The organism is Saccharicrinis aurantiacus (genome assembly GCF_947489045.1).
GTDB lineage: Bacteria > Bacteroidota > Bacteroidia > Bacteroidales > Marinilabiliaceae > Saccharicrinis > Saccharicrinis aurantiacus.
In genome coordinates this window covers 1-22,558 of the sequence record NZ_CANLCN010000010.1, presented here as the reverse complement: position 1 = coordinate 22,558, position 22,558 = coordinate 1, and the positions used below count along the sequence as shown (strand labels likewise).

Annotated in this window: 17 protein-coding genes; 8 read left to right on the top strand and 9 right to left on the bottom strand. The window is 35.3% G+C overall.

From position 1 onward, the window contains the following. The first annotated feature begins 71 nt into the window (after positions 1-71). Both QMO11_RS12645 and QMO11_RS12640 read left to right on the top strand, forming a co-directional pair. Entirely contained in the window at positions 72-599 is a 528-nt protein-coding gene (locus QMO11_RS12645) for a hypothetical protein (RefSeq protein ID WP_282037618.1), read from the top strand. A gap of 305 nt (positions 600-904) precedes the next feature. Then, the gene (locus tag QMO11_RS12640; protein ID WP_282037617.1) at positions 905-4,993 is read left to right on the top strand and encodes a hybrid sensor histidine kinase/response regulator transcription factor; all 4,089 of its coding nucleotides are present in this window, start codon (positions 905-907) and stop codon (positions 4,991-4,993) included. A gap of 137 nt (positions 4,994-5,130) precedes the next feature. On the opposite strand, the gene QMO11_RS12635 is transcribed toward QMO11_RS12640, so the two are convergent. Beyond that, positions 5,131-6,990: a sulfatase family protein gene (locus QMO11_RS12635; RefSeq protein WP_282037616.1), complete on the bottom strand. Its 1,860-nt coding sequence runs from the start codon at positions 6,988-6,990 to the stop codon at positions 5,131-5,133. 179 nt (positions 6,991-7,169) lie between these two features. Next, positions 7,170-8,438 (bottom strand): glycoside hydrolase family 117 protein, encoded by a 1,269-nt coding sequence (locus tag QMO11_RS12630; RefSeq protein WP_282037615.1) that lies wholly within the window; start codon positions 8,436-8,438, stop codon positions 7,170-7,172. A gap of 618 nt (positions 8,439-9,056) precedes the next feature. Between QMO11_RS12630 and QMO11_RS12625 the strand changes: the two genes are divergently transcribed. From QMO11_RS12625 to QMO11_RS12600, 6 genes are all read left to right on the top strand, one after another. Continuing rightward, the gene (locus QMO11_RS12625) at positions 9,057-10,070 is read left to right on the top strand and encodes a zinc-dependent alcohol dehydrogenase (protein WP_075602115.1); all 1,014 of its coding nucleotides are present in this window, start codon (positions 9,057-9,059) and stop codon (positions 10,068-10,070) included. Between the two features lie 154 nt (positions 10,071-10,224). After that, positions 10,225-10,989 (top strand): SDR family NAD(P)-dependent oxidoreductase, encoded by a 765-nt coding sequence (locus tag QMO11_RS12620; protein ID WP_171973131.1) that lies wholly within the window; start codon positions 10,225-10,227, stop codon positions 10,987-10,989. A 91-nt stretch (positions 10,990-11,080) separates the two neighbouring features. Further along, positions 11,081-12,529 (top strand): aldehyde dehydrogenase, encoded by a 1,449-nt coding sequence (gene aldA / locus QMO11_RS12615; protein ID WP_282037614.1) that lies wholly within the window; start codon positions 11,081-11,083, stop codon positions 12,527-12,529. 251 nt (positions 12,530-12,780) lie between these two features. Beyond that, positions 12,781-13,872, top strand: a complete 1,092-nt coding sequence (locus QMO11_RS12610) for a mandelate racemase/muconate lactonizing enzyme family protein (protein ID WP_282037613.1) — start codon at positions 12,781-12,783, stop codon at positions 13,870-13,872. A 203-nt stretch (positions 13,873-14,075) separates the two neighbouring features. Continuing rightward, positions 14,076-15,122, top strand: coding sequence for an aldose epimerase family protein (locus tag QMO11_RS12605; RefSeq protein WP_282037612.1), 1,047 nt, complete (start codon positions 14,076-14,078; stop codon positions 15,120-15,122). Between the two features lie 93 nt (positions 15,123-15,215). Beyond that, positions 15,216-16,223 (top strand): L-rhamnose/proton symporter RhaT, encoded by a 1,008-nt coding sequence (locus tag QMO11_RS12600; protein WP_282037611.1) that lies wholly within the window; start codon positions 15,216-15,218, stop codon positions 16,221-16,223. A gap of 127 nt (positions 16,224-16,350) precedes the next feature. On the opposite strand, the gene mnhG is transcribed toward QMO11_RS12600, so the two are convergent. Genes mnhG through mbhE form a run of 7 tightly spaced genes read right to left on the bottom strand, consistent with a single transcriptional unit; the run spans position 16,351 to position 21,878 of the window. Further along, positions 16,351-16,680, bottom strand: a complete 330-nt coding sequence (gene mnhG / locus QMO11_RS12595) for a monovalent cation/H(+) antiporter subunit G (protein ID WP_282037610.1) — start codon at positions 16,678-16,680, stop codon at positions 16,351-16,353. Next, the gene (locus QMO11_RS12590) at positions 16,671-16,946 is read right to left on the bottom strand and encodes an MrpF/PhaF family protein (protein ID WP_075602122.1); all 276 of its coding nucleotides are present in this window, start codon (positions 16,944-16,946) and stop codon (positions 16,671-16,673) included. The genes mnhG and QMO11_RS12590 overlap by 10 nt, the downstream gene beginning before the upstream one ends. Next, the gene (locus QMO11_RS12585) at positions 16,943-17,269 is read right to left on the bottom strand and encodes a Na+/H+ antiporter subunit E (RefSeq protein ID WP_282037609.1); all 327 of its coding nucleotides are present in this window, start codon (positions 17,267-17,269) and stop codon (positions 16,943-16,945) included. Before QMO11_RS12585 ends, QMO11_RS12590 begins: the two co-directional genes overlap by 4 nt. Before the next feature lie 46 nt (positions 17,270-17,315). Continuing rightward, on the bottom strand, positions 17,316-18,806 hold the full coding sequence (locus tag QMO11_RS12580; protein WP_282037608.1) for a complex I subunit 5 family protein: 1,491 nt from the start codon (positions 18,804-18,806) through the stop codon (positions 17,316-17,318). 24 nt (positions 18,807-18,830) lie between these two features. Then, positions 18,831-19,169: an NADH-quinone oxidoreductase subunit K gene (locus QMO11_RS12575; RefSeq protein ID WP_282037607.1), complete on the bottom strand. Its 339-nt coding sequence runs from the start codon at positions 19,167-19,169 to the stop codon at positions 18,831-18,833. After that, positions 19,160-19,585: an MnhB domain-containing protein gene (locus tag QMO11_RS12570; protein WP_282037606.1), complete on the bottom strand. Its 426-nt coding sequence runs from the start codon at positions 19,583-19,585 to the stop codon at positions 19,160-19,162. The genes QMO11_RS12575 and QMO11_RS12570 overlap by 10 nt, the downstream gene beginning before the upstream one ends. A 1-nt stretch (position 19,586) precedes the next feature. Next, positions 19,587-21,878 (bottom strand): hydrogen gas-evolving membrane-bound hydrogenase subunit E, encoded by a 2,292-nt coding sequence (gene mbhE / locus QMO11_RS12565; protein WP_282037605.1) that lies wholly within the window; start codon positions 21,876-21,878, stop codon positions 19,587-19,589. Positions 21,879-22,558: the final 680 nt, after the last annotated feature.

The following is a 22,558-nucleotide window of genomic DNA, read 5'->3' as shown; positions in this document are numbered from 1 at the left end:
TATATAATTTGCTATTCCTGATTTTGAGTAAAGTGATAGCAATATTAATTTGTAATTTAAAGATAAAAGAGATGAATAAAGTTATAGCATTATTCACAATAGCAATTGTATTTATTGCCTGTGAAAAGAATCCTACAATAGATTATGAAAAGCCAGATATTCACCTAACTGAGGTGTTTCAGATAGTTGATGAAAATACCGAAGTTAACATTTATAAGCATAAACCACTTATTATTCAAACAATAGGTGCCGCTGTTACAAAAGAAGTGATTACCGAAAGAAGTGAGCTTGATGATGCCTTACCTTTTAATTTCACACTAATTTCAGAGGAACAAAAAGACGAGCGAATAATTAGAGAATTAGAGATAGAAGATGAAGAGGGGAATGTAACATTGGAAGAAACTATAATTGAAGTACTAGCAACTTATACATATGCTTACGTAGTAGTTGGTGATAAAGAAAGTAAGACTGGTCAGGCAGTAATTACAACTACTAAAGTAGAGTTGGTAGGTAAAAATATTTCCTATGAAGAAGTATTAGAGCCTAATACAACCCTCATTATAGATGGAGATATGTCAATTAAGCAGGTGTTAAATTAACCAGTTTTAATTGTATAAAATTATATCTATGTTACTTAAACTACCGTTGCAAAATGCTTCGGTAGTTTTTTTATTTGTAATAAATATTAGCCTTTCTTACAGTACTCTTTTTTTCAATATAAACACTTTAGGTGATTTTGTTAGGTGCTTAATATCGGTAATCTTTTTTCCTACTAATTAATGTGTAAGTTTAAATAGTTTTATAATATCTTAGGACTTGTATTTTCTTTTGTAATGAATGTTAAAAAATATGTAACTTTGAGTAGTTCATTACCGTTATTAGATTCAAGTTTAAATATACATATATGCGATATCATCTATTACTTTTAGGGGTGTTTTTATTCCTATCTCAATTCCTAAATGCCCAATACTATAGCTCTAAAAATCTTACCACACGTACCGGCTTATCCCAAAATGATATAACCTGTATTTTGCAAGATTCCTATGGCTTTATGTGGTTTGGTACCTATGATGGATTAAATAGATATGATGGACTAGATTTTAAAAAATACAATAAAGAAATCAATGGCTTATCCAGTGGCTTAATTACTGCAATAGATGAAGACAAACAGGGTAATTTATGGGTGGCCACCATGAACTCTGGTATCAATAGATTAAATTTAAAAACGGGCGCTATTGAAGAGCTCCTCTCAGCAGATGATTCGCATAATAAACTAATAAGTAATAATATTCGCGATTTAATATGTGATGATAATGGAACCATTTGGTATGTTACTGCAAAAGGTGTGGGTAATATAAAAATAGTATCAGGCAGGTCTGAAGTGAATAATGAAATATCGTGTCCTGATAATATTAACTTTTCGGAGTCTCAATTCCAGAAGGATAAAGAAGGGGGCATTTTATTAATGGGAAGGTACAATCTACTTTATCTCGATGGCGAAAAGTTTAAGAGTCGATTAAACGATAAGTATGCTATATTTAAGGGCGTAGCCCAGTATGCTGATCAAACAATAATGGCAGGAACACAAGTTTTGTATGGCGTTAATATTAAAAATGGTATTTGGCAAAAACAAGTTTTTGATCGGGTAAATAACTATATAACAAGATTAATTGTTGACGAAGTGGGAAGTATTTGGGTAGGAACCAAAAGGGGGTTACTTAAATACTCTTACAATGGCTCTGAAAAGCAATATGTTTTTGATGAAAATTTTGAAGAAGAGAAACATAAATTAGGCTTAGCAGAAGTTGAAGTTAAAGATTTATTTATTGACCAAACAGGAATTATCTATATTGGTACCTACGGAAAAGGAGTTATTAAACTAAATCCTAGAGGGAAAAAATTCCGACATTATTTAGCTTCAGGTGAAGGGAGTTCTGGAAAGATTAGAGGAGTTTTTCAGGATTCAAAAAGATCTATTTATATAGGCGATCACAATGGGGCAATATATGAGTATAATAAAAAAGCATGGTTAAGTCGTAGTGGAGAGCCAACTAAAACAATTCAAACAAATACCGGTATATCATGCTTTGCCGAAGTATTTTCAAAAGATAAAAAGAAGCGTTCTATTATTGCTGGTGGTGAGTATAATAACTCATTAGTAAATGTAGCTGGTGAGAAGTTGACCTTTCCTGAGATAAAAACAAATGTATTTTCAATTGTTCAAGATGATTATGGCTTCCTTTGGGTGGCATCTATCCAAACGGGTATTTATAGGTTCGACCCCTATGATAATTCCAGTCTTCAAAGAATTAGAGCTGGAATAACAGAATTTGAACTTTCATCTAATGTAATTCGAAGTTTTTGTTTTGATGATAAAGGTAATTTATGGATAGGAACAGAAAAAGGTATTAATATTATTAAAAACGAAGAGCTTCAAAAAGAGAATCCTAAGATTGTAAAAATTAGGGAAGACCTTGATAAAGAAAACGCACTTAGTTACGATTATGTTATTCCAATAATCCAAACAAAGAATAAAGATATTTGGATAGGTACTATGGGTGAAGGACTAAACAAATTCATCGGATTTAAAGATGGAGAAGCCCAATTTGAAGTATTTAAAGAAGAAGATGGACTTATAAATAATGTGATTCGGGCCATAGTTGAAGATGGAGCTGGGAGCCTGTGGATATCAACTAACCAAGGAATCAGTAAATTTGATGTATCGAAAAAAACATTTGAGAATTACGACGTTAATAACGGATTGCAAGATTATGAGTTTTGTGATTTATCAGCTTGCATGCTTAAAAGTGGCGAGTTAATTTTTGGAGGAGTTAATGGTATTAATGCCTTTTATCCTGAAGAGATTAAAAAAGATTGGAGTGCTGCAACTCCTGTGTTTACTAAGTTATCAGTACTCAATAAAGAAGTGAATGTTGGAGATACCTTGTTCGGAAAGGTAGTTCTATCCAAGGATATTAACTTGGTAGATGAAATCACCTTGCAAAATAGTTTTAATAGTTTTTCGGTTCAATTGGCTTCGTTGCATTATGCTTTACCGGCGGGTAATAAATGCAAATATATGTTAGAGGGTTTTGATACAGACTGGGTTGAGGACTATTCAGGCGCTGTTGCTAAGTATACAAACTTAAAAGCGGGCAATTATACTTTAAAACTCAAGGCTTCTAACGGAGATGGGGTTTATAATGACTATGTAAAAAAGCTTAAGATCAGGGTTGAACCGCCTTTATTGCTTACAAGTGCAATGTTTGTAGTATATGGAATAATTTTCCTTTTGTTATTGATGTTTTTCCGTAAGTTTTCTGTAATCAACATAAAACGTAAACACGAACTCACCATTTCAGAACTTGAGAAAACAAAAAGGGAAGAGTTAACTCAAATGAAGTTTGAGTTTTTTACAAATATATCTCACGAGTTTAAAACGCCTTTAACTTTAATTTTAAACCCACTAGAGAGTTTGTTGGGCATGAAAGAAGTAACATCTAATAATAAGATGAATACCTATCTTCATGTAATGCAGCGTAATGCAAAATCGCTTATACGTTTGCTCGATCAGTTAATGGATTACAGGAAGGTTGAAACTGGGGCCTTGAAATTAACTATTGGAGAAGGAAATATCCAAAAGTTTTTGAAACGCATTCATGAATCATTTTTACCAGTTGCGTTAAATAAAAAAATAAACTTTCAGTTTAATTCACACCTTGTTCAAGATGATGTTTGGTTCGATGATGATAAACTAGAAAAGGTTATAAATAATATATTATCGAATGCATTCAAACACACTTCTAGTGGTGGGAAAATAGATTTAGAGTTAATTGACGACGGAGGGGAATTTCTTACCATCCTAATTTCTGATGATGGCGAGGGTATTAAAACTGAAGAACAAGAGAAAATTTACCAACGCTTTTTTCAGGCATCACAGCCAAGTGATATTAAGAAAAAAGGAAGTGGAATTGGCTTGGCTTATACAAGAAGTTTGGTTGAGTTAATGCAAGGAACAATTGAGTTTAAGAGTAAGGCTAATGAAGGTACAGTTTTCTTTGTGAAAATACCGAAAAATAAAAACTCCTTTGTAAAGGATAGTTACAATGTTAAAGAGGCGGTTTCAAATTTTGAAATTATTGAAAAGGATAACCAACCTATTTTAGAGGATAATAAAACAATAGAAATTAAACCAGCAAGTAATAATGATAAGTTAGAAACCTTGTTGATTGTTGAGGATAATGAAGAGTTGTGCGCATGGTTGGTAGATACTTTTGCTGATGATTATAACGTTTATAATGCGTACGATGGTGAAGCAGGTCTTGAACAATGTCAGCTGGTAAATCCTGATTTAATAATTACAGATGTTTCTATGCCTAAAATGAATGGTACAGAGATGACGAAATTGATTAAGGATAATCAGGAAACATCGCATATTCCAATCATTATGCTTACGGCGTATACAACTGATGAACATCAATTAAGTGGCATTGAGCATGGGGCTGATTTGTATTTAAAAAAGCCATGTAATATTCATTTATTAAAGGCTCATGTGGCTTCTATCTTAAAAAGTCGTCAGGATTTAAAATCAAAATTTAGAGAGAAAATAGTTGTTAATCCATCAGAATTGGCTCCGTCAGGTAAGGATGAAGCTTTTCTATCTACTTTGTTACAAGTTGTAGAGAAAAATATTTCTAATACAGATTTTACGGTAAATCAATTAGCTAAAGAATCCGGTTTTAATCAGGTAACAATAAATTCGAAGTTATTTGCGCTTACAGGACAAAAGGCTCGTAGCTTTATTCGATCAATCCGCTTAAAGCGTGCTTGTCAATTGCTTGAGCAAGGTGAATTATCAATAGCAGAAGTGACTTATGATGTTGGATTTAACGATTTAAGATATTTTAGAGAGTGCTTTACTGCGGAGTTTGGAATACTACCTTCGAAATATGCAAAGAGTAAAAATGGTGCAGATGGTCAATCGGAAGATTAGTATCTAAGAAGATAAATCGTTTAAACGATAATTTAACAATTAGTATAAACAACAAAGCCCTTCGATACATGGAGGGCTTTGTTGTTTATATAAGGTAGAGATAACGTTAATAGCTGGCTGCCCTTCTTATTATGGTGTTAGAGTAATCCTAGGTAGGTAAATCTCCATTGAACCATTTTGTCTGATTTTACTGTTTCGCTAACCTTATTAATATCAAGATTAAACTTGTAGTTTGTATAACCATCTTGTAACATTACAATGGAATTCGCAATAAGTAAAGCTTCATTGGCATCTTTCGATTGATAAAGAGCCTCTGTGATCACTTTAGTAGGGTTTGTTTTTTTGCATAAACCTAAAAATTCAGCAGCTCTAACTCTATTGATTAGTACAGGATCAGCCTTGGTTATTTTTGAAGCGATTGCGTATAAATCTTTAGCCTCAGTTTTAAATTTGCAGCAAACATTTAGTGCCCAATAGCGCTCCCATATATCCTTAGATTCTAGCTTCGCTTTTAAAGTGTTCTTTATCGCATCATAATCTTCATACATTAAATTGGCAACGTCGAGATATTTTGCAATATCTTCTTTATGATCTTGTCCAAATTTAACCGTATTATCAAAGGCATTATTTATTAAATAATACTCAGGATACAGGCTTAAATCTGGCATTCCTTTCATTTGTTTATTTAACAAACTGCGAAGCTGTACCAATTTAGTTTTATAGTTCGGGTCATTGGCTAAGTTGATCGTTTCAAAAGGATCATTATTTAAGTCGTATAAGGCTTCACAATCTTTAGTCTCAAAAAACTGTGACTGTACTTTGTTTAAATCCTTTTCCGCGTATAATTGCGCCCACTCTTGGTAACCCAATTGCTTATAACGATAGTTATTCATTAAACCATCGTAATTAAATGGTTGAAAGTTTCTGATATATTTAAAATTACCTTTTCTGATAGCTCTAACCATATCAAATTTTTCATCAAAACGATCAGCATAGCTGAAGCTATAATCTCTGTCAGATAATGATTCTTTGGTAATTTCCTTACCCAAAAATGGTTTTCCGTCCATACCTTCAGGTGTTTTTATTCCTGCTAAACTTAATACTGTAGGTCCAAAATCGATAAAGTTTACAAATTCATCAACATTGCCTCCTGTATTGGTATGAACAAGATGCTGATACTTTTCAGGAACATAAACAACTAAAGGTATATGTAACCCTGTTTCAAAAATATACCCTTTGCTTCCTGGTAATACGCCACCATGATCGCCAAAGTAAAAAATAAAAGTATTTTCTAATAAGCCATCTTTTTCTAATTCGCCAACAACATCACCCACTTCGCTATCCATCTGCGTAATTTTATCGCGGTACCAAGCGTTGGAGTATTTAAATAAATCAGTGTGTGGATGATTGGGTTGTACAAAACAATCTTCAGGGTTGGTTTTTGTTTTAATCGTTTTGTATTGCTCCTCTGTAAAGTGCATTCTACTCTCATGGGTTGTCATGATGTTGAACATAAAAAAGAAAGGTTGTCCTTCCTTTCTATCGCGCCAAGTTGCTTTTTTAGAAGAATCGTCCCAAACGGAGTCAGATTTAATAATGTTGTAATCTTCCTTGTAGCAGTTTGCAGTATAGTATCCTGCCTCCTTTAAATAGGCCGGAAACATTTCAACACCATCAGGCATAGGTACCGTTTTTATTTTTCTATGGTAGTGTGAAGCTACACGTGGACCATAGCAACCAGAAATTAAGGTTGATCGAGCGGCACTACAAACGGCAGCATTCGAAAAGGCATTATTAAAAGTAATACCGTGTTGTGCCAACTTTTCAATGTTTGGTGTTGTTATTCCATTTTTATCAAAGAGCTCCATGTAGTGTTTGGAGTTGTCTTCTGATGTAATCCATACAATATTAGGTTGTTCAGGAGTTGCATCTTTTGTGTTGCAAGAGCTTAACTGTAATGCTATTGCAACTAGCATGAGAATTGATAATGTTTTCATGAAAGGTATTTTTCTTAATATTTTAGCTTGTTTATATTGAATGCAATATACTTATTAACTAGTTTAATTATAGGTTACTAATATTGTAAATTAACGGGGTGGAAAGTAATAATAACCAGAAGCGACACTAGAAAGTACCTAGTGTCGCTTAATTAATTTGTAAATTGATAAAACCTAGACTAATTAAAATTGCTGATATCAATTAGTTTTCTATTTTCTTTATTGATTCTAGCTTTTTGTTTCTTGCTCAATCCCTGACGATAATATACATCAGGTTTGTGAATTACTCTGTGTTGTTTCATTTCAGGATCGTTAATATCCTGGCTTAAGTCACAATCGAAACGTACCAACATTGAATGAAAAGTATCCCAACCATTAATATTAATAAAATGAGCCATGCCCCATGTAATACCTCGTCCATCTTTAGTATCAACAAAAGCATCTGGCACAAAGGGAGCAGCCGCATATGGCATTAGTTCGCTTATGGCAGCAATCTCAAAGTTAATACCATCTTCAGCATACTGTATGGTATTGTGTTCCGGACCATCTTTATAAACCAATGCTGCAATTCCTGATTTAAAAGGGAAAAGAGATGTTTCGTGGCCTGATGTAATTACTGGGTTAAGTGGGTTTTTTTCAAATGGCCCCAATGGATCATTAGCAGTAGCTAAACCTTGCATTCGTACTTTATGTGGTTTCTCATCGAAATCAGACTTGTAGTATAAATAGATTTTTCCCTTGTAAACCAATGGGTATGGATCATGAATAGAATATTGATCCCATTCGCCTTCGTTACCATTGGGGATAATTACTTTATTAACAGGAGTCCAAGGTCCATCGGGTGATTCTGACCATGATGCTGTAACAGGGCAGTCATCTCCTCTTGTGCCACTAGCTTGCATAAAGCCTTGGTAATATAAATAGTATTTTCCTTTCCAAAATAAGATATCTGGTGTAGATACAGATCTCCATCCAATATTTGGTTTTGGTGGTCGAGGTACTGCTACTCCTTGTTCCTCCCATGTTATGCCATCTTTACTTGTTGCATACCATATTTCTGCCAAATCCCAATCTGATGATGGGATGGTATCGTTACAAGCTTTAGCTCCCATTGGTGGAGTTGGAGTGTGGCGGTGTGTATAATACATATAGTATTTGCCATTGGCAAATATGGTTTTTGAGGGGTCGCGTCTACTAATGGTACCATCGTTATTATTATAATCGAACCCCTTTACCTTAGTATATTTAAACTGACTAAATAACTCGTTATTTTCTGGGCGTGGCGAAGCATAGTTGTCGTAAATTCGTTCCATTGCACTGCTCATTTCCCTGTTGGGTTTTTTCTCTGGTACGTGAAATGGAAAAGCACCTTCATCTTGTGGCGACTTGTTATTATTACAGCTGAAAAGTGTAATGGATAATACTATTAAAAGAATGTTTATTTTCATATCTATTATTTTATAAAATCAAGTATTAAGAAATGTAAATTGAGTATCATTCAAGTGAATTTGTTTTTCATAAATGTATCCTGAAACTTTCATTTGAGTGATGTGTCCTTTCTATTTTTAAGGTGGACGTTTTATAAAATAAATACCAGAATATTAGAAAAACCTTCAATTAGTAAGAAATACACTTTTTACTAGACAATATTTGAATTATTGAGTCTCCTAGTACAATATCCATTTACCCTCATAACATTGATGTTATAAACACTTTGGGCGTATTCACAACTTTTATAAGGATGGGCTTTATTTGATAATGTGTACAGGTGGCATAAGTTACCTCCTAATTACCTTATAGTGTCGAAGTGTTTTTTACCCCCTGAGATGTATTCTTTTTACCCCTATTTGGGCAAGTACTAATGTTTAATTTTGAAGAACATTAAGTATGCTTATTGAATTTTGCATCTGTAAACGTATGTACGAATACATAAAATACGTGTACGGATGATACCTGTACCTACAAATACATTTATTATCATCTCAAAAGTTTACTTGAATAAATTAGTAATCAATAATGGAGTTTAGTGTTGTTTTTTTATCAGCACTGAATGTTATATAATCAATATGAAAGCAACTTTATACGAAGGAAATAAATCCTTCTCAGTAGTCGAAAAAGAAATAGAAGCACCTGCAGCAGGTGAAGTAAGAATTAAAGTAGCCTATTGTGGTGTTTGTGGTACTGATGTGCACATTTACCATGGTATGATGGATCAACGTGTGGATATTCCACAAATTATTGGGCACGAAATGTCGGGTACAGTTGATGCCATTGGCGAAGGTGTTACAGGTTATAAAGTTGGAGAAAAAATTACGGTTCGCCCTTTGGATAACCGTGGTGAAACAGCTTCTGATAAAGGGCACGGACATATTGCCAAAGCTTTAAAGTTTATTGGTATCGATAGTCCTGGTGCCATGCAACAATATTGGAATGTTCCGGCTTTTACTTTACACAAATTAAAAGAAGAGACTGATCTTAAATTAGCCGCTTTAATTGAGCCACTTTCAGTTGCTTGTCACGATGTGCGCAGAGGTCGCTTACAAAAAGGCGAAACTGCTGTAGTTCTTGGTGGTGGTCCAATCGGATTATTAGTTGCCATGGTTGCAAAAAGCAAAGGTGCTAATGTGGTGATTTCTGAGGTGAACGAAATTCGCATTAAAATGGCCGAAGAAATGGGATTTGAAGTAGTGAATCCTGTTAAAACAGATTTAGTAGAATACGTTGAAAAGAAAACAAATGGCGGTTTAGCCGATGTTGTTTTTGAAGTGGCAGGTGTTCAACCTTCATTAGATGTAATGACTGAAGTGGCTGGTATCAGAGGACGTATTGTTATGGTTGCCATTCATGGCGAGAAAAAACCAATCGATTTATTCAAATTCTTTTGGAAAGAGCTTGAATTAGTTGGTGCTCGTGTATACGAAAAAGAAGATTACGAAGAGTCAATCGAGTTAATTACTAAAAACGAATATCCTTTCGAGAGTATTATTACGGATACGAAACCATTGGATCAGATTCAACAGTTATTCGAAGATATTGATGCTACTCCAACAGGAATGAAGTTCTTAGTGGATTGTCAATAATCAGTTAGTAGTTTTTAGCTATTAGTTAGTAGTGATTTACAAACGATATTGCGTCTTCGCGATGCAATAACAAATAACAACAAAAATAATCAAGAATGTAAGGCATTTTAATACTTGTGTCTTGATACTTGATACTAAAAAATAAACAATGAGCATTTTAAATAAATTTAGCGTAGAAGGTAAAGTTGCCTTAGTAACAGGATGTAAAAGAGGAATTGGTATGGGAATGGCCGTGGCATTAGCTGAAGCCGGAGCTGATATCATTGGTGTGAGTGCTTCTCTTGAAAAAACAGGTAGTGCTGTTGAAAAAGCGGTAACTGCTTTAGGTCGTAAGTTTACGGCTTACACATGCGATTTTTCTGATCGTACATCTTTATACGCATTTATTAAAGAAGTAAAAGCAGAAAATCCAGTTATCGACATCTTGGTAAACAATGCGGGTACTATTTTAAGAGCCCCAGCTGCAGAGCATCCAGACGAAATGTGGGACAAAGTAATTGAGGTAAATCAAAATGCACAATTTATCTTAACGCGTGAGATTGGTAAAGAAATGGTAGCTCGTGGATCGGGTAAAATTGTATTCACCGCTTCGTTATTAACATTCCAAGGTGGAATTACCGTTCCTGGTTATGCTGCTAGTAAAGGTGCTATTGGCCAAATGACTATGGCTTTTGCCAACGAGTGGGCTTCAAAAGGAGTTAACGTAAATGCAATTGCTCCAGGTTATATCGATACTGATAATACAGAGGCTTTACGTCAGGATCCAGTTCGTTCTGAGCAAATTTTATCACGTATTCCAGCAGGAAGATGGGGTAAGCCTGAGGATTTTGCAGGACCAGTTGTATTCCTTTGTTCTGAAGCAGGATCGTACATGCAAGGAGCTGTAATGCTTGTTGATGGCGGCTGGATGGGGCGCTAATTTTATAATTCTTGGCTAGTAGTTGATGGCTACTAGCTATATTTTTTATTTAACTATTGGCTACAGGCTAATTACTAAAAAACTAGATAAAATGGATTTAAATTTTAAACAATATATCAATGGGGCTTGGGTGGAGCCTTCAAACGGTGCTACTGCCGATGTTTTAAACCCGTCTACCGACGAAGTTGTTGGTACAGTTGCTAATGGTAACGAAGAGGATGGTATCAAAGCTCTTGAAGTTGCTGAAAAAGCACAAAAAGGATGGGCTAAATTACCTGCTCGCCAGCGTGCCGATATCATGTATGCTTTTGTAAAAGAGATAAAAGCAAATCGTGAAGAATTAGCTACTGTGTTAACAAAAGAGCAAGGGAAACTTTTTAAAGTAGCACAATTCGAAGTTGATGTTTGTTGTTCATTTATTGAGTATGCTTGTGAGTGGGCCCGTCATATCGAAGGGGACATCATTCCTTCGGATAATGAAAATGAGCAAATTTGGATTCAAAAAATACCTCGCGGGGTTGTAGTAGCAATTACTGCTTGGAACTTCCCACTAGCGTTGGCAGGTCGTAAAATCGGACCGGCTTTAATTGCTGGTAATGCAATTGTAGTTAAACCAACTACAGAAACTCCAATGAGTACCTTAATGCTTGGTGAGTTAGCTAAAAAAGCTGGTGTGCCTGATGGAGTAATTAATATTATTACAGGCCCTGGTCGTACTATGGGAACTGCAATTTGTAAACACCCTATTACAAAAATGGTGACTATGACTGGTTCTACGCCAGCAGGTCAGTCTATTTTTAAAGCAGCTTCAGAGAATTTAGCACACGTTCAGTTAGAGCTTGGAGGTAAAGCTCCATTTATTGCTTTCGAAGATTGTGATATTGATGAGGCTGTAGCCGGAGCATTGCATTCGCGTTTCGATAACTGCGGACAAGTTTGTACTTGTAACGAGCGTATGTATGTTCACGAAGATATTTACGATGCTTTCATGGAGAAATTCATGGCTAAAGTAAAAGAAATTAAAGTTGGTGATCCTTTTGATCCAACATCAGATATGGGTGCTAAAGTTAATAAGTCTGAGCTTAAGCACATGCACGAACTTGTTGAAGTAAGCGTTAAAGAAGGTGCTACTTTGGCTTATGGAGGAAAAACCCCAGAAGGTGCTGAGTTTGAAAAAGGAAATTGGTTTATGCCAACTATCCTTACTGATGTGAAGCAAGAGATGACTATCGTTCACGAAGAAGCATTCGGACCAATTTTGCCAGTTATCAAGTTTAACGACTTCGAACAAGTGGTAGAGTGGGCTAACGATTGTGAGTTTGGTTTAGCAGCAATGGTTTATACAAACGATATGAATCGTGTAATGAAATTAAATAGTGCACTTGATTTTGGTGAAATCTATATCAATCGGGGTCATGGTGAGTTACACCAAGGTTTCCATAATGGATACAAAATGAGTGGAACAGGTGGCGAAGATGGTAAGTATGGTTTTGAGCAGTATTTAGAAAAGAAAACTTTCTACGTACGTTTCAAAGGTTAATAGTTATTACTAACTGAAGTTGTTTAAGGTTGTAGGGGAATTTCGAGAGTGACAATTTGATTATCAGTGGCAAAGCTCAATTTTTTATTGCATAGCCATAGCTACGGAATAAAAATTAGCTGAAGCCAATGAAATCAAGGTGTTACTCGCAGATTTTCGATACAACATTAAACAAGTTCATTGTCAAGTATCAAAATGAAAGCTGAAAAAAGCCTTATGTCTTGATACTTGATACTTGATACCAATTTCAAATGTCAAAAATAAAAAATATACAAACCCAAATATTCAAAGTGCCTTTGGCCGAGGTTTTATCTGATGCCAAGCATGGAGATCACTACCATTTTGAGCTAATTACTTCTACGGTAACTCTCGAAGATGGAAGTGAAGGAACTGGGTATACTTATACAGGAGGTAAAGGTGGACATGCCATTAAGGCGATGATTGATCACGATTTTGCGCCAGTTTTAGTAGGTAAAGATGGTACTGCGGTTGAGGAATTGCACGACTTTATGTGGTGGCATATTCATTACGTAGGTCGTGGTGGTATAGATGCCTTTGCCATGGCTGCTGTAGATATCGCACTTTGGGATATCCGTTGTAAAAAAGCAGGTGAGCCACTTTGGAAAGTTGCCGGAGGTTCTGATAACACTTGTAAAGCCTATTGTGGAGGTATCGATTTGTTATTCCCATTACCAAAACTAATTAATAGCATTCAAGGTTACCTTGATAAAGGTTACAATGCTGTTAAAATAAAAATTGGTCGTGAGAATATGGAGGAAGATATGGAGCGTATCAAAGCGGTTCGTGAGCATATCGGTCCTGATGTTACTTTCATGGTAGATGCCAATTACGCTCTTACGGTTGATCAGGCTATTGCCTATGCCAACAGAATGAAGGAGTATAATATTTACTGGTTCGAAGAGCCAACTATTCCAGATGATCACAAAGGCTTTGGTAAAATTGCCGATGCTACAGGGGTGCCTTTAGCAATGGGTGAAAACCTGCATACGATTCATGAGTTTGAATATGCTATGGCAGATGCAAAATTATCATTTGTACAGCCTGATGCCTCAAATTGTGCCGGTATAACCGGATGGTTAAAGGCAGCTAAATTAGCAGCAGATCACAATATTCCGGTCTGTTCTCATGGAATGCAAGAGCTTCACGTAAGTTTAGTTTCATCACAGCCTAATGCTGGTTGGATCGAAGTACACAGTTTTCCTATTGATGAATACACCTTACGACCTTTGGTAGTTGAGAATCATAGAGCTGTAGCTCCTGATACACCAGGTATTGGTGTTGAATTTGATTGGGATAAATTAGCACAATACAAGCAAGCATAGTTTTTTAGAGACCAGGTCCTTTTAGTTTTTCATCAACTACTAAAAGGACCTTTCTTTTTATTTGTAACCATTAAGGGATGAAAGTGTGGTTTGTTTGATATTAGCACTGTTTTAGAATAGTTCAGTAATATTTTGAAAACTTCTGACTACAGCCTAACAACTAACAAACTTTTTCATATTAGTCTCTTATCTAAAATCTAAAAATGCAATCTACAAAACAGCAATTCGGAAAATATAATAATCAGGATGTATCATTATTCGTTCTAGAAAATGATAACGGAATGATTGTAAAAATAATGGACCTAGGAGCCACAATTACTCAAATAACCATTCCCGGAAAGGGCATTGAACCTGTATCTATAGCCTGCGGGTTTAATTCCGTGGATGGTTATTTATCTGATGCCTATAAAAACAATTCGCCTTATTTTGGGTGTACAGTGGGTCGGTATTGTTCTCAAATTAAGGATGCAAAGTTTTCTTTAAACGGAGAGGAATATAAACTCAATGCCAATTGTGGAGACAATAATTTACATGGTGGAACTGTAGGTTTCGATAAACAATTTTGGGCTGCAGAAGAAGTAGCAACAAAAGATAAGGTTGGGGTTCAATTTAAATTGAAAAGCCCGCATTTTAGTGAGGGTTTTCCTGGGAATGTTGAGGCTGAAGTTACTATCTTCTTAAGTAACGATAACGAAATTATAATTAATTACGCAGCAACTACTGATCAGACTACTCCGCTATCAATGACCAATCATACTTATTGGAATTTATCAGGGTTTGAGAAAACCGTAGAATCAAGTATGGTACAGGTTAATACCAATAAACTATTAGCCTTAGATGAAACAGGTGCTGTAACTGGGGAAGTTAAAGATGTATCCAATACCATTGAAGATTTAAGAGAGGCAAAAGTAGTGAACGATGTTCATTCTGCATTAGGAGATGGTTTTGAGCACTTTTATGTATTTGATAAGTACGGTGTTGATTTAAATAAGGCAGCTGAAGTTACAGAGCCATCATCAGAGCGTAAGTTAGAGGTATATACTACAGAGCCTTGTATGCTTTTTTATACAGGTAAATATACTTCTTATGAGTTAAAGCGCGATGAAAACGAAAAGTATGGTAAGTATCGTGGCTTTGCATGTGAAACGCACCGTTGGCCTAATGGTCCTAACCTAGAGAATGCACCGCAATCTTTCACTTCGCCTGATGAGGTATTTAAAAGTACCACCGTATTTAAACTGACCTTTTAGTAAGTAGAATCTATTGAAATTAAATATTTAGTCTGTAGTAAGTGTATTACAGATAGCTTAAAAATTTACAAACGAAATTAAACAACTACTGTTATGGGAATATTATTAGCAATTACAGCTGGTATTATGCTTGGTTTTTGGGCAATGCCCGAAAAATATATTAAGAATTATTCTTTTGAGAATGCGTGGGGATTGTGCTATGTTTTTATGTTGTGGTTAATTCCGGGCATAGTTGCTTTCTCAATGATCAACGATTTTGGTCAGGTTCTGTCTGACGTTGGTACGCCCGTACTCATGAAAATGTTAATCCCTGGTTTCCTGTGGGGTGTAGGTATGATGTTGTGGGGTAAAGCCATTAATTACATCGGTATGTCGTTGGGTTTCTCCATCTTTATTGGTACAATTATTTGTGTAGGTTCACTTTTGCCTTGGTATCTTTCAGGTGTGCCAGAGAGTGGTGAAGTGGTAAAGATACTTATTGGTATTGCAGTTATTTTAGCTGGTATTATATTTAATGGTAGAGCCGGTATTTTGCGCGCTGCTGCCGAAGCTGAGGGTGGCAATAAAGGTTCATCATCAATGATAACAGGTATTTTAATCGCAGTTATAGGAGGTATTTTATGTACTGGTTTTAATGTTGCATTAGAAATTACTGCCAATGGAGTTGCTGCTAAAAATATTATTGGTGAAATGGTTGTGAAGAATGGTAACGAAGCTTGGTTATCTTCAGTAGCATCAATGTTTATCGTTTATGTTTCGGGTGGAGTTTTTGTTGTGCCTTACTTCATTATCATGCTTAGCAAAAAGAAACTTTGGGGTGGCTTTAACGTACCTGAAGCAGGTAAAAATATTTCAATGACGGGCTTAATGGCTGCATTAAACTTTACTGCATCTATTATTTTTGCTTATTCATCATTCTTATTGGGTGAAAACGGAGGGTCAATAGGTTATGCAACCTTTAACACACTTTCGGTTGTGGCAGCGGTTAGTGCAGGTGTTTTTACTAACGAATGGGCCGGTGCTCCTAAGGCATCAAAAACCTCACTTTATCTTGGCTTAGCAGCCATGATTGGAGGTGTGATGATTATTGCATTTGGATAGTCTGAAATAAAAAATAAAAGGAGGGTATGAAAATATTCTACTTGTGAGCTAAGAGCTTGTTCAGTATTGAGCAAGCTCTTTTTTTTGTGGTGATATATTGTGTGCTAAATAGATCAAATATCAATGGTTAGTTCTTCTTTCTATCTCGTTCTAAATCGTCAATTTCCATTTTATCCCATTTTTTAACCTTTAGGCGATGCGCTGTTGCGGCAATGGCATGTGAAGCAATAGGTGTTGTTAAGAAAATAAATACAATAATTACAATAGCCTTAATGCTTGTTTCCATATCGGAAAAGTAAAAAGCAAATGCCATAAGCATTAATAGTGCACCTAATGATGGCGCTTTGGTTGCAGCATGCATGCGCATAAAAATATCAGGGAAGCGGTTTAGTCCAATCGCTCCTAAAAGCATTAATAGGCTGCCTACTGCTAGAAGTATTATAATTACTATTTCCATTTTTTCTTTTCGTTATGGGTTAAATATCTCGACATAGCAACAGTTCCTACAAAAAGGATGAGTGTAATAATTAAAATTACATCAATGTAAATGCTATTGTCCTTTATTATTCCAATACATATTATCAAACCAAGCATTATAGATCCTATCATATCCAGTGATATGATGCGATCAGGTGTTGTTGGACCTTTTACTAATCTAAACACGGTAAGTATCATTGCCAATAACAATACTGCCATTATATAGTATATTACGCTTGTTATCATTTTAAAAACTTTTTTAGTCGGTTTTCTAATGCCTTAATCTCACTCACAAAGCTTTCTCTATTCTTCACATGCATGGCGTGCACGTATAGCTTACTTTTGTCATCTGATAAGTCTATAGATAAAGTGCCAGGTGTCATTGTAATCAAGTTTACAAGAGTTAAGATACCTGTATTCGACTTTAAGTCGATGCTTACTGCAACTATACCTGGAGGATCAAAGTTGAATTGAGGACTTAAAATAGTCTTTGCGATAGTCCAGTTTGACTGAAGTAACATTAGAAAGTAGTAGGGTATGAATAATATTAAATGTAAGATTCGAAGCATATCAATTTAATTTTAATATTCTGATAAAAAGCACATTTGTGCTTGCTTATATATGAAGCACAGCATTTATATAGGCATCAACGTTAAGTAATTGATCGGCAGCAGTGGCACAGGTGTCGATAATAAACTTGCTGCCAACAGTTAAGCCGATAGTAATTAATACTAATATTACTGAACTAGCAATTAATTGCTTTGGTGCTTTACCAAATTTAAAGCCTTGGTTTATTATTTCCTCGGGGATGGGTTTGGCATAAGATTCATTCCAAATTTTAACCATCGAAAATAAAGTCAGAAAACTGACAAATAAAGCACTGGCTACGTGAATAAATTCTTGCGATTCAACACCTGCTTTTAAAAGCATAAACTTTCCGAAGAAGCCAGATAATGGAGGTATACCCACAAGCGCCATAGCCGAAATAAAGAATAAAACTGCTATAAAAGGTTTGTGTTTCATTAGTCCGCCACTTTTCTTTAAATCGAAGGTGCCAGTAATTTTGTAGGCTATTCCACTCAATAAAAACAAATTGGTTTTTACAATACAGTGTCCAATAATATAGAATATAGCTCCTGTTAAAGCTAATTTAGTAAATAAACCTAAGCCCAATATCATGTAGCCAATTTGCGATACAATATGGAAACTCAATAAGCGGCGCACCTCAAATTGTGATGTGGCCATTAATACACCGGATATCATGGTAGTAGAGGCGATGAATAAGAACATTTGCGTAAAAAATGTATCTCCTGGTACGTGTATTAAAGCATAAAACCGAATCATAGAATATACACCCACTTTTGTTAGTGTACCCGAAAACAGAGCTGAAATAGGTAAAGGTTGTGTATGATAAGAATCGGGCAACCAAAAGAAAAATGGGAATATGGCAGATTTAATTGCAAAGCCCATTAATATTAATGCCGAAGGGGCAAATATATCTAATTCAGGTCCCATATCGCGAACGCGATAAGCTAGGTCAGCCATATTTAGGGTTCCTGTTTTTCCGTATAATAGGGCTATGCCAGCTACAAAGAAAAAGGATGAAACCAAATTCATCGATACATACTTCAGTGTTCCTTTTAGTTGTTTTTTATCACTTCCGTATGAAATTAATACGAACGAAGAAAGTAACATTACTTCAAACCACACATACATATTAAATAAGTCGCCGGCAACAAAGGCGCCGTTCATACCCATTTGTAAACCAAAAATTAAGGCGTAAAAAACAGGCGTGTTCAAATTATTCTCGCGCCAAGCTAAAGAGTATAAACTCACCAGCGCAACCGTAATAGATGTTAAGGTAAGCATGATAGCTGAGAATGTGTCGGCAACAATGGTAATGCCAAATGGGGCTTCCCATGCTCCAGCTTGAGCTACAATTATACCTTCCTTAAGTACTGTTGTAAGAATGCTAATGGCAACGCCAATAGTTATAATATTACCCGATAAAAATACGGTTTGTTGTACCTTTTTAGAGGCTTTAGCAACCGATAAAGAAAGGATAATAAAAAGAAGTGGAATTATAATAGGTGCAAATACAATCATTATGAAAGCAGTCTCTAAGTTGTGTTATTTTAATTGATCTAAATCGTTTTCTCCTGTTACTTCGTGTGTTTTGCGAAGTAAGGTGAGTAAAAAAGCCACAATGCCAAAGCTAATTACTATGGCCGTTAATATTAAGGCCTGTGGTAATGGATCGGCTAAGCCCTGCTTGCTTGCTTCTGCTCCAATGTTTAAAAACGAAGGTTGTGCATTTGGCGTTAAGCCTGATGACATGAATATTAATAAGTTGGTGGCGTTTCCTAAAAACAATACCCCAAATATGATACGCACCATACTACGACGCAGAAGAAAGTATACTCCAACGGTATATAATACAGCTACTACAATTGCTAAAATTAACTCCATTTTCTGTCCTCCATTAATAAAAGAATAACCATAACCATTACGCCAATCACAGCTAAATACACGCCAATATCAAACAGTAATGGTGTGCTTAGATCGATAGTGCCCAATATGGGAATGTTTAATTTAAACCACTGAGCATGTAAAAAGCTTTCTCCAAATATTAACCCCAGTATTCCGCTCCCAAGTGCAAGTATTAAACCAACTATTCGAAGAGGGGCTATCGTGCGCAATGTTTTTGATAAAAGAGGGAGGGAGTAAAAGGCAATTGTATAAATCACAATTCCTGCGCTGGCTAGTAAGCCGCCAATAAATCCTCCTCCGGGAGCATTGTGTCCGCGTAATAAAATAAACACGGATGCTACTAACATAATTGAGCGTATAAACTTAGCCGCTAATTGTAATAATGTAGTATTCATATTAATGTGTTTTTTTTATTTTTAATAATGAATAGATACCTAAGGAAGCCAATACTAATACAGTAATTTCACCCATTGTATCAATACCTCTAAAGTCTACTAGAATAACATTAACAATGTTTTTTCCATGCGCTATGCTTAATGAGAACTCTTCGAAGAATGTTGATATTTTATTAGTACTTGGGTTGGTAGCTGACATAAAGGCAATAACTCCCATTGCAATACCAAAGGAACTGGCAATTAATAAATCACGAATTGCACCTTTGGCTTTCGTATATGTTACTAGTTTAGGTAATTTCGGCAATACCAATACCATTAATATAACAGTGAGTGAGTCTACTAATATCTGCGTTACAGCTAAGTCAATTGCCCCGTAAAATAAATAAATGGCCGACATTGCGTAACCTACTCCTCCTGTTATGGTAATTACAGAAACGCGATGTAAAGATGCGGGTAATGATAAAAATGATAAGGCTACAATAATGATACTAATAATGGCTAATGCCCAACTAATAGAATCGTATTGTATACTATAGTCAGAGTGCCATGTTTGGCTGATGATATACCATAAAAAAGCAGCAGTAAATATAAAAATAGTAGATAAATAATAGCGTTGGTATCCGTGTTGTACAAAATCAACTATTTTTTTGTTGAAGCCAATAAAGCCATCGATGATCTTGAAAAATTGATCAGAGAAATTAAAGACAAATACTTTATGGTATACCTTGGTGAAAAACGGAATAGTGCTTCTATGGTAAATAAATAGCATTACCCCCATGGCTACTGTTGCTATACTTAATAGCAGCACGTGATTAAAGCCATGCCAGAGGTGTATCTCAAAGTCGAGATGATCTGGTTTTATAGCTGTAATGGCTGATTGTAAATAAGGTTGTATGTATTTTTGAGGTAATAAGCCAAATATTAAACTTAGAGAGGCTAAAAAGAAAGGTCCAATAGCCATTGATATCCCAGCTCTGCTCGGTTCCTTGGGCCATTTGTGTTCTTTCCTGAAAAATACCATGTGGGCAACATACAAAGAAATGAAAACCATAAATACGTTTCCTAATACACTAAAGAAAGTCATGTATGGTGCTACTTCCGGAATCTGTAGTTTGGCCTCGTAAATCATTTCTTTACCTAAGAAACCAATTAAAGGAGGTAAGCCTGCCATCGAAAGTAATACTAATACACCAACAATTGTAATCAAGGGCATTTTTGTCCATAAGTTTCCAAGTAGTCGTATGTCGCGTGTGCCAACTTTTTTATCGATAATACCTGCTAACATAAACAAGGCACCTTTATATAACGAGTGCACCAATAAAAACATAAATGCAGCTTTAATTGATAAATCGGTATCAATACCAATAAGCATTACTAAAACCCCTAGAGAACTAATGGTTGTATAAGCAAATATCTTTTTTAAATCTGTTTGTACGCATGCAAAAAAAGCTCCCAATAGAAAGGTGATACTACCAGAAATAGGTAAAACAGTTTGCCATAATTCGGTTGAGCTAAATATTGGCCCTACACGTAGTAATAAAAATACGCCAGCCTTTACCATTGTGGCCGAATGGAGATAAGCACTAACCGGAGTTGGTGCCGCCATGGCATTGGGTAACCAAAAATGAAACGGAAATTGTGCCGATTTTGTAAACGCCCCTAATAAAATAAGGATTAAGCCAGCACTTGAATATTTGCCTGAAATTATTGTATCTGCATTGTTTATCCAATCCTGAATTTCGTATGAGCCTGCTTCTGCACCAATGATTATTACCCCTCCAAGAATTGCTAATCCACCTATTCCTGTAATTAGTAATGCCTGTAAAGCTGATTTGCGAGAGTCTTCTTTATCGTGAAAAAAACTAATGAGTAAGAATGACGAAATACTCGTTAGTTCCCAAAATACAAATAGTAATATCATATTACCTGCACTTACCAACCCTAGCATCGCTGCCATAAAAACAATTAGGTAAGAGTAGAAGCGAGATTTGCCTTTATAGTTTTTCATATATCCATTGGCATAGGCAAATATATAAATGCCCATTCCTAATATAAGGTATATGAATAAGGAACTTAATCCATCAATGTAAAAATTGATATTTAACCCTAATTCAGGGAGCCAACTGTTTGACTCTACAATATTTCCTTTGTTAAGAACATCTAAAGAAATAAAACTAGCTAATAAGGTAGTCGGTATTAATGCTACAAGCCATCCTTGAATCTTTTCAGCTTTGGCAAAAAGAAAAGGAAGTAGGCTTGATAAAAATGTGATAAGAATTGCACTTAGAATCATTATGAAATCTCTTGTTCGAGCTATATAGTTATAGTGTAATTAAAATGCTTGTTTATTCAAGGTGTAAAATAAGCAATTCCCTAGCAATAATAGTACCATAATTCTCTAATTCTTCATATAATGTTGATATCTTGGTTTCTTTAATTCGTGATTAAGTTAGGTAAATGTGATATTAATAAATAAAACATATACTAATTAACTGATTACGAGCTTTTTTGTTTTTACATTGGGCGTTCCCCTCCTAATACTATTCTATTATCAGCACAAATCCCTTTTCTCGGGTCATGCTTTCCGCTATATCTTTGTTTCGCCATAACGGGCTCACAAAGGATGCCGCTCCAATCATTAACGCATCTCTTTGTATACGTTCTGTAAAAACCATAAAGTATACAGGAAGGAGTCAGCTTTGGTAAAAATACAAATAAAAGCCATATTAAACACAGATCAAACTCACGTTAACGTGAGTTTGATCTGTGTTTAATATGAGTTAAATCTGAAATTATACCGAGTAAGACACAACCTAGTTCTTATTTAGTATAGAATACCATTCTCTATACTAAGTAAGCGTCGTTTTTTCTGAGGTTCAAAAAAAGAGAAAAAAACTTTTTCGACTTAAAACATTGATAAACTATTCTTTAGTTATTATCTTCGTATTCTTGCCTAAAAAAACTTTGAAGTAG

Bases quoted from the DNA above. Each gene is read 5' to 3' on its own strand.
- QMO11_RS12645 (WP_282037618.1), top strand. From the start codon at position 72: ATGAATAAAGTTATAGCATTATTCACAATAGCAATTGTATTTATTGCC.
- QMO11_RS12640 (WP_282037617.1), top strand. From the start codon at position 905: ATGCGATATCATCTATTACTTTTAGGGGTGTTTTTATTCCTATCTCAA.
- QMO11_RS12635 (WP_282037616.1), bottom strand. From the start codon at position 6,990: ATGAAAACATTATCAATTCTCATGCTAGTTGCAATAGCATTACAGTTA.
- QMO11_RS12630 (WP_282037615.1), bottom strand. From the start codon at position 8,438: ATGAAAATAAACATTCTTTTAATAGTATTATCCATTACACTTTTCAGC.
- QMO11_RS12625 (WP_075602115.1), top strand. From the start codon at position 9,057: ATGAAAGCAACTTTATACGAAGGAAATAAATCCTTCTCAGTAGTCGAA.
- aldA (WP_282037614.1), top strand. From the start codon at position 11,081: ATGGATTTAAATTTTAAACAATATATCAATGGGGCTTGGGTGGAGCCT.
- QMO11_RS12610 (WP_282037613.1), top strand. From the start codon at position 12,781: ATGTCAAAAATAAAAAATATACAAACCCAAATATTCAAAGTGCCTTTG.
- QMO11_RS12605 (WP_282037612.1), top strand. From the start codon at position 14,076: ATGCAATCTACAAAACAGCAATTCGGAAAATATAATAATCAGGATGTA.
- QMO11_RS12600 (WP_282037611.1), top strand. From the start codon at position 15,216: ATGGGAATATTATTAGCAATTACAGCTGGTATTATGCTTGGTTTTTGG.
- mnhG (WP_282037610.1), bottom strand. From the start codon at position 16,680: ATGGAAATAGTAATTATAATACTTCTAGCAGTAGGCAGCCTATTAATG.
- QMO11_RS12590 (WP_075602122.1), bottom strand. From the start codon at position 16,946: ATGATAACAAGCGTAATATACTATATAATGGCAGTATTGTTATTGGCA.
- QMO11_RS12585 (WP_282037609.1), bottom strand. From the start codon at position 17,269: ATGCTTCGAATCTTACATTTAATATTATTCATACCCTACTACTTTCTA.
- QMO11_RS12580 (WP_282037608.1), bottom strand. From the start codon at position 18,806: ATGATTGTATTTGCACCTATTATAATTCCACTTCTTTTTATTATCCTT.
- QMO11_RS12575 (WP_282037607.1), bottom strand. From the start codon at position 19,169: ATGGAGTTAATTTTAGCAATTGTAGTAGCTGTATTATATACCGTTGGA.
- QMO11_RS12570 (WP_282037606.1), bottom strand. From the start codon at position 19,585: ATGAATACTACATTATTACAATTAGCGGCTAAGTTTATACGCTCAATT.
- mbhE (WP_282037605.1), bottom strand. From the start codon at position 21,878: ATGATTCTAAGTGCAATTCTTATCACATTTTTATCAAGCCTACTTCCT.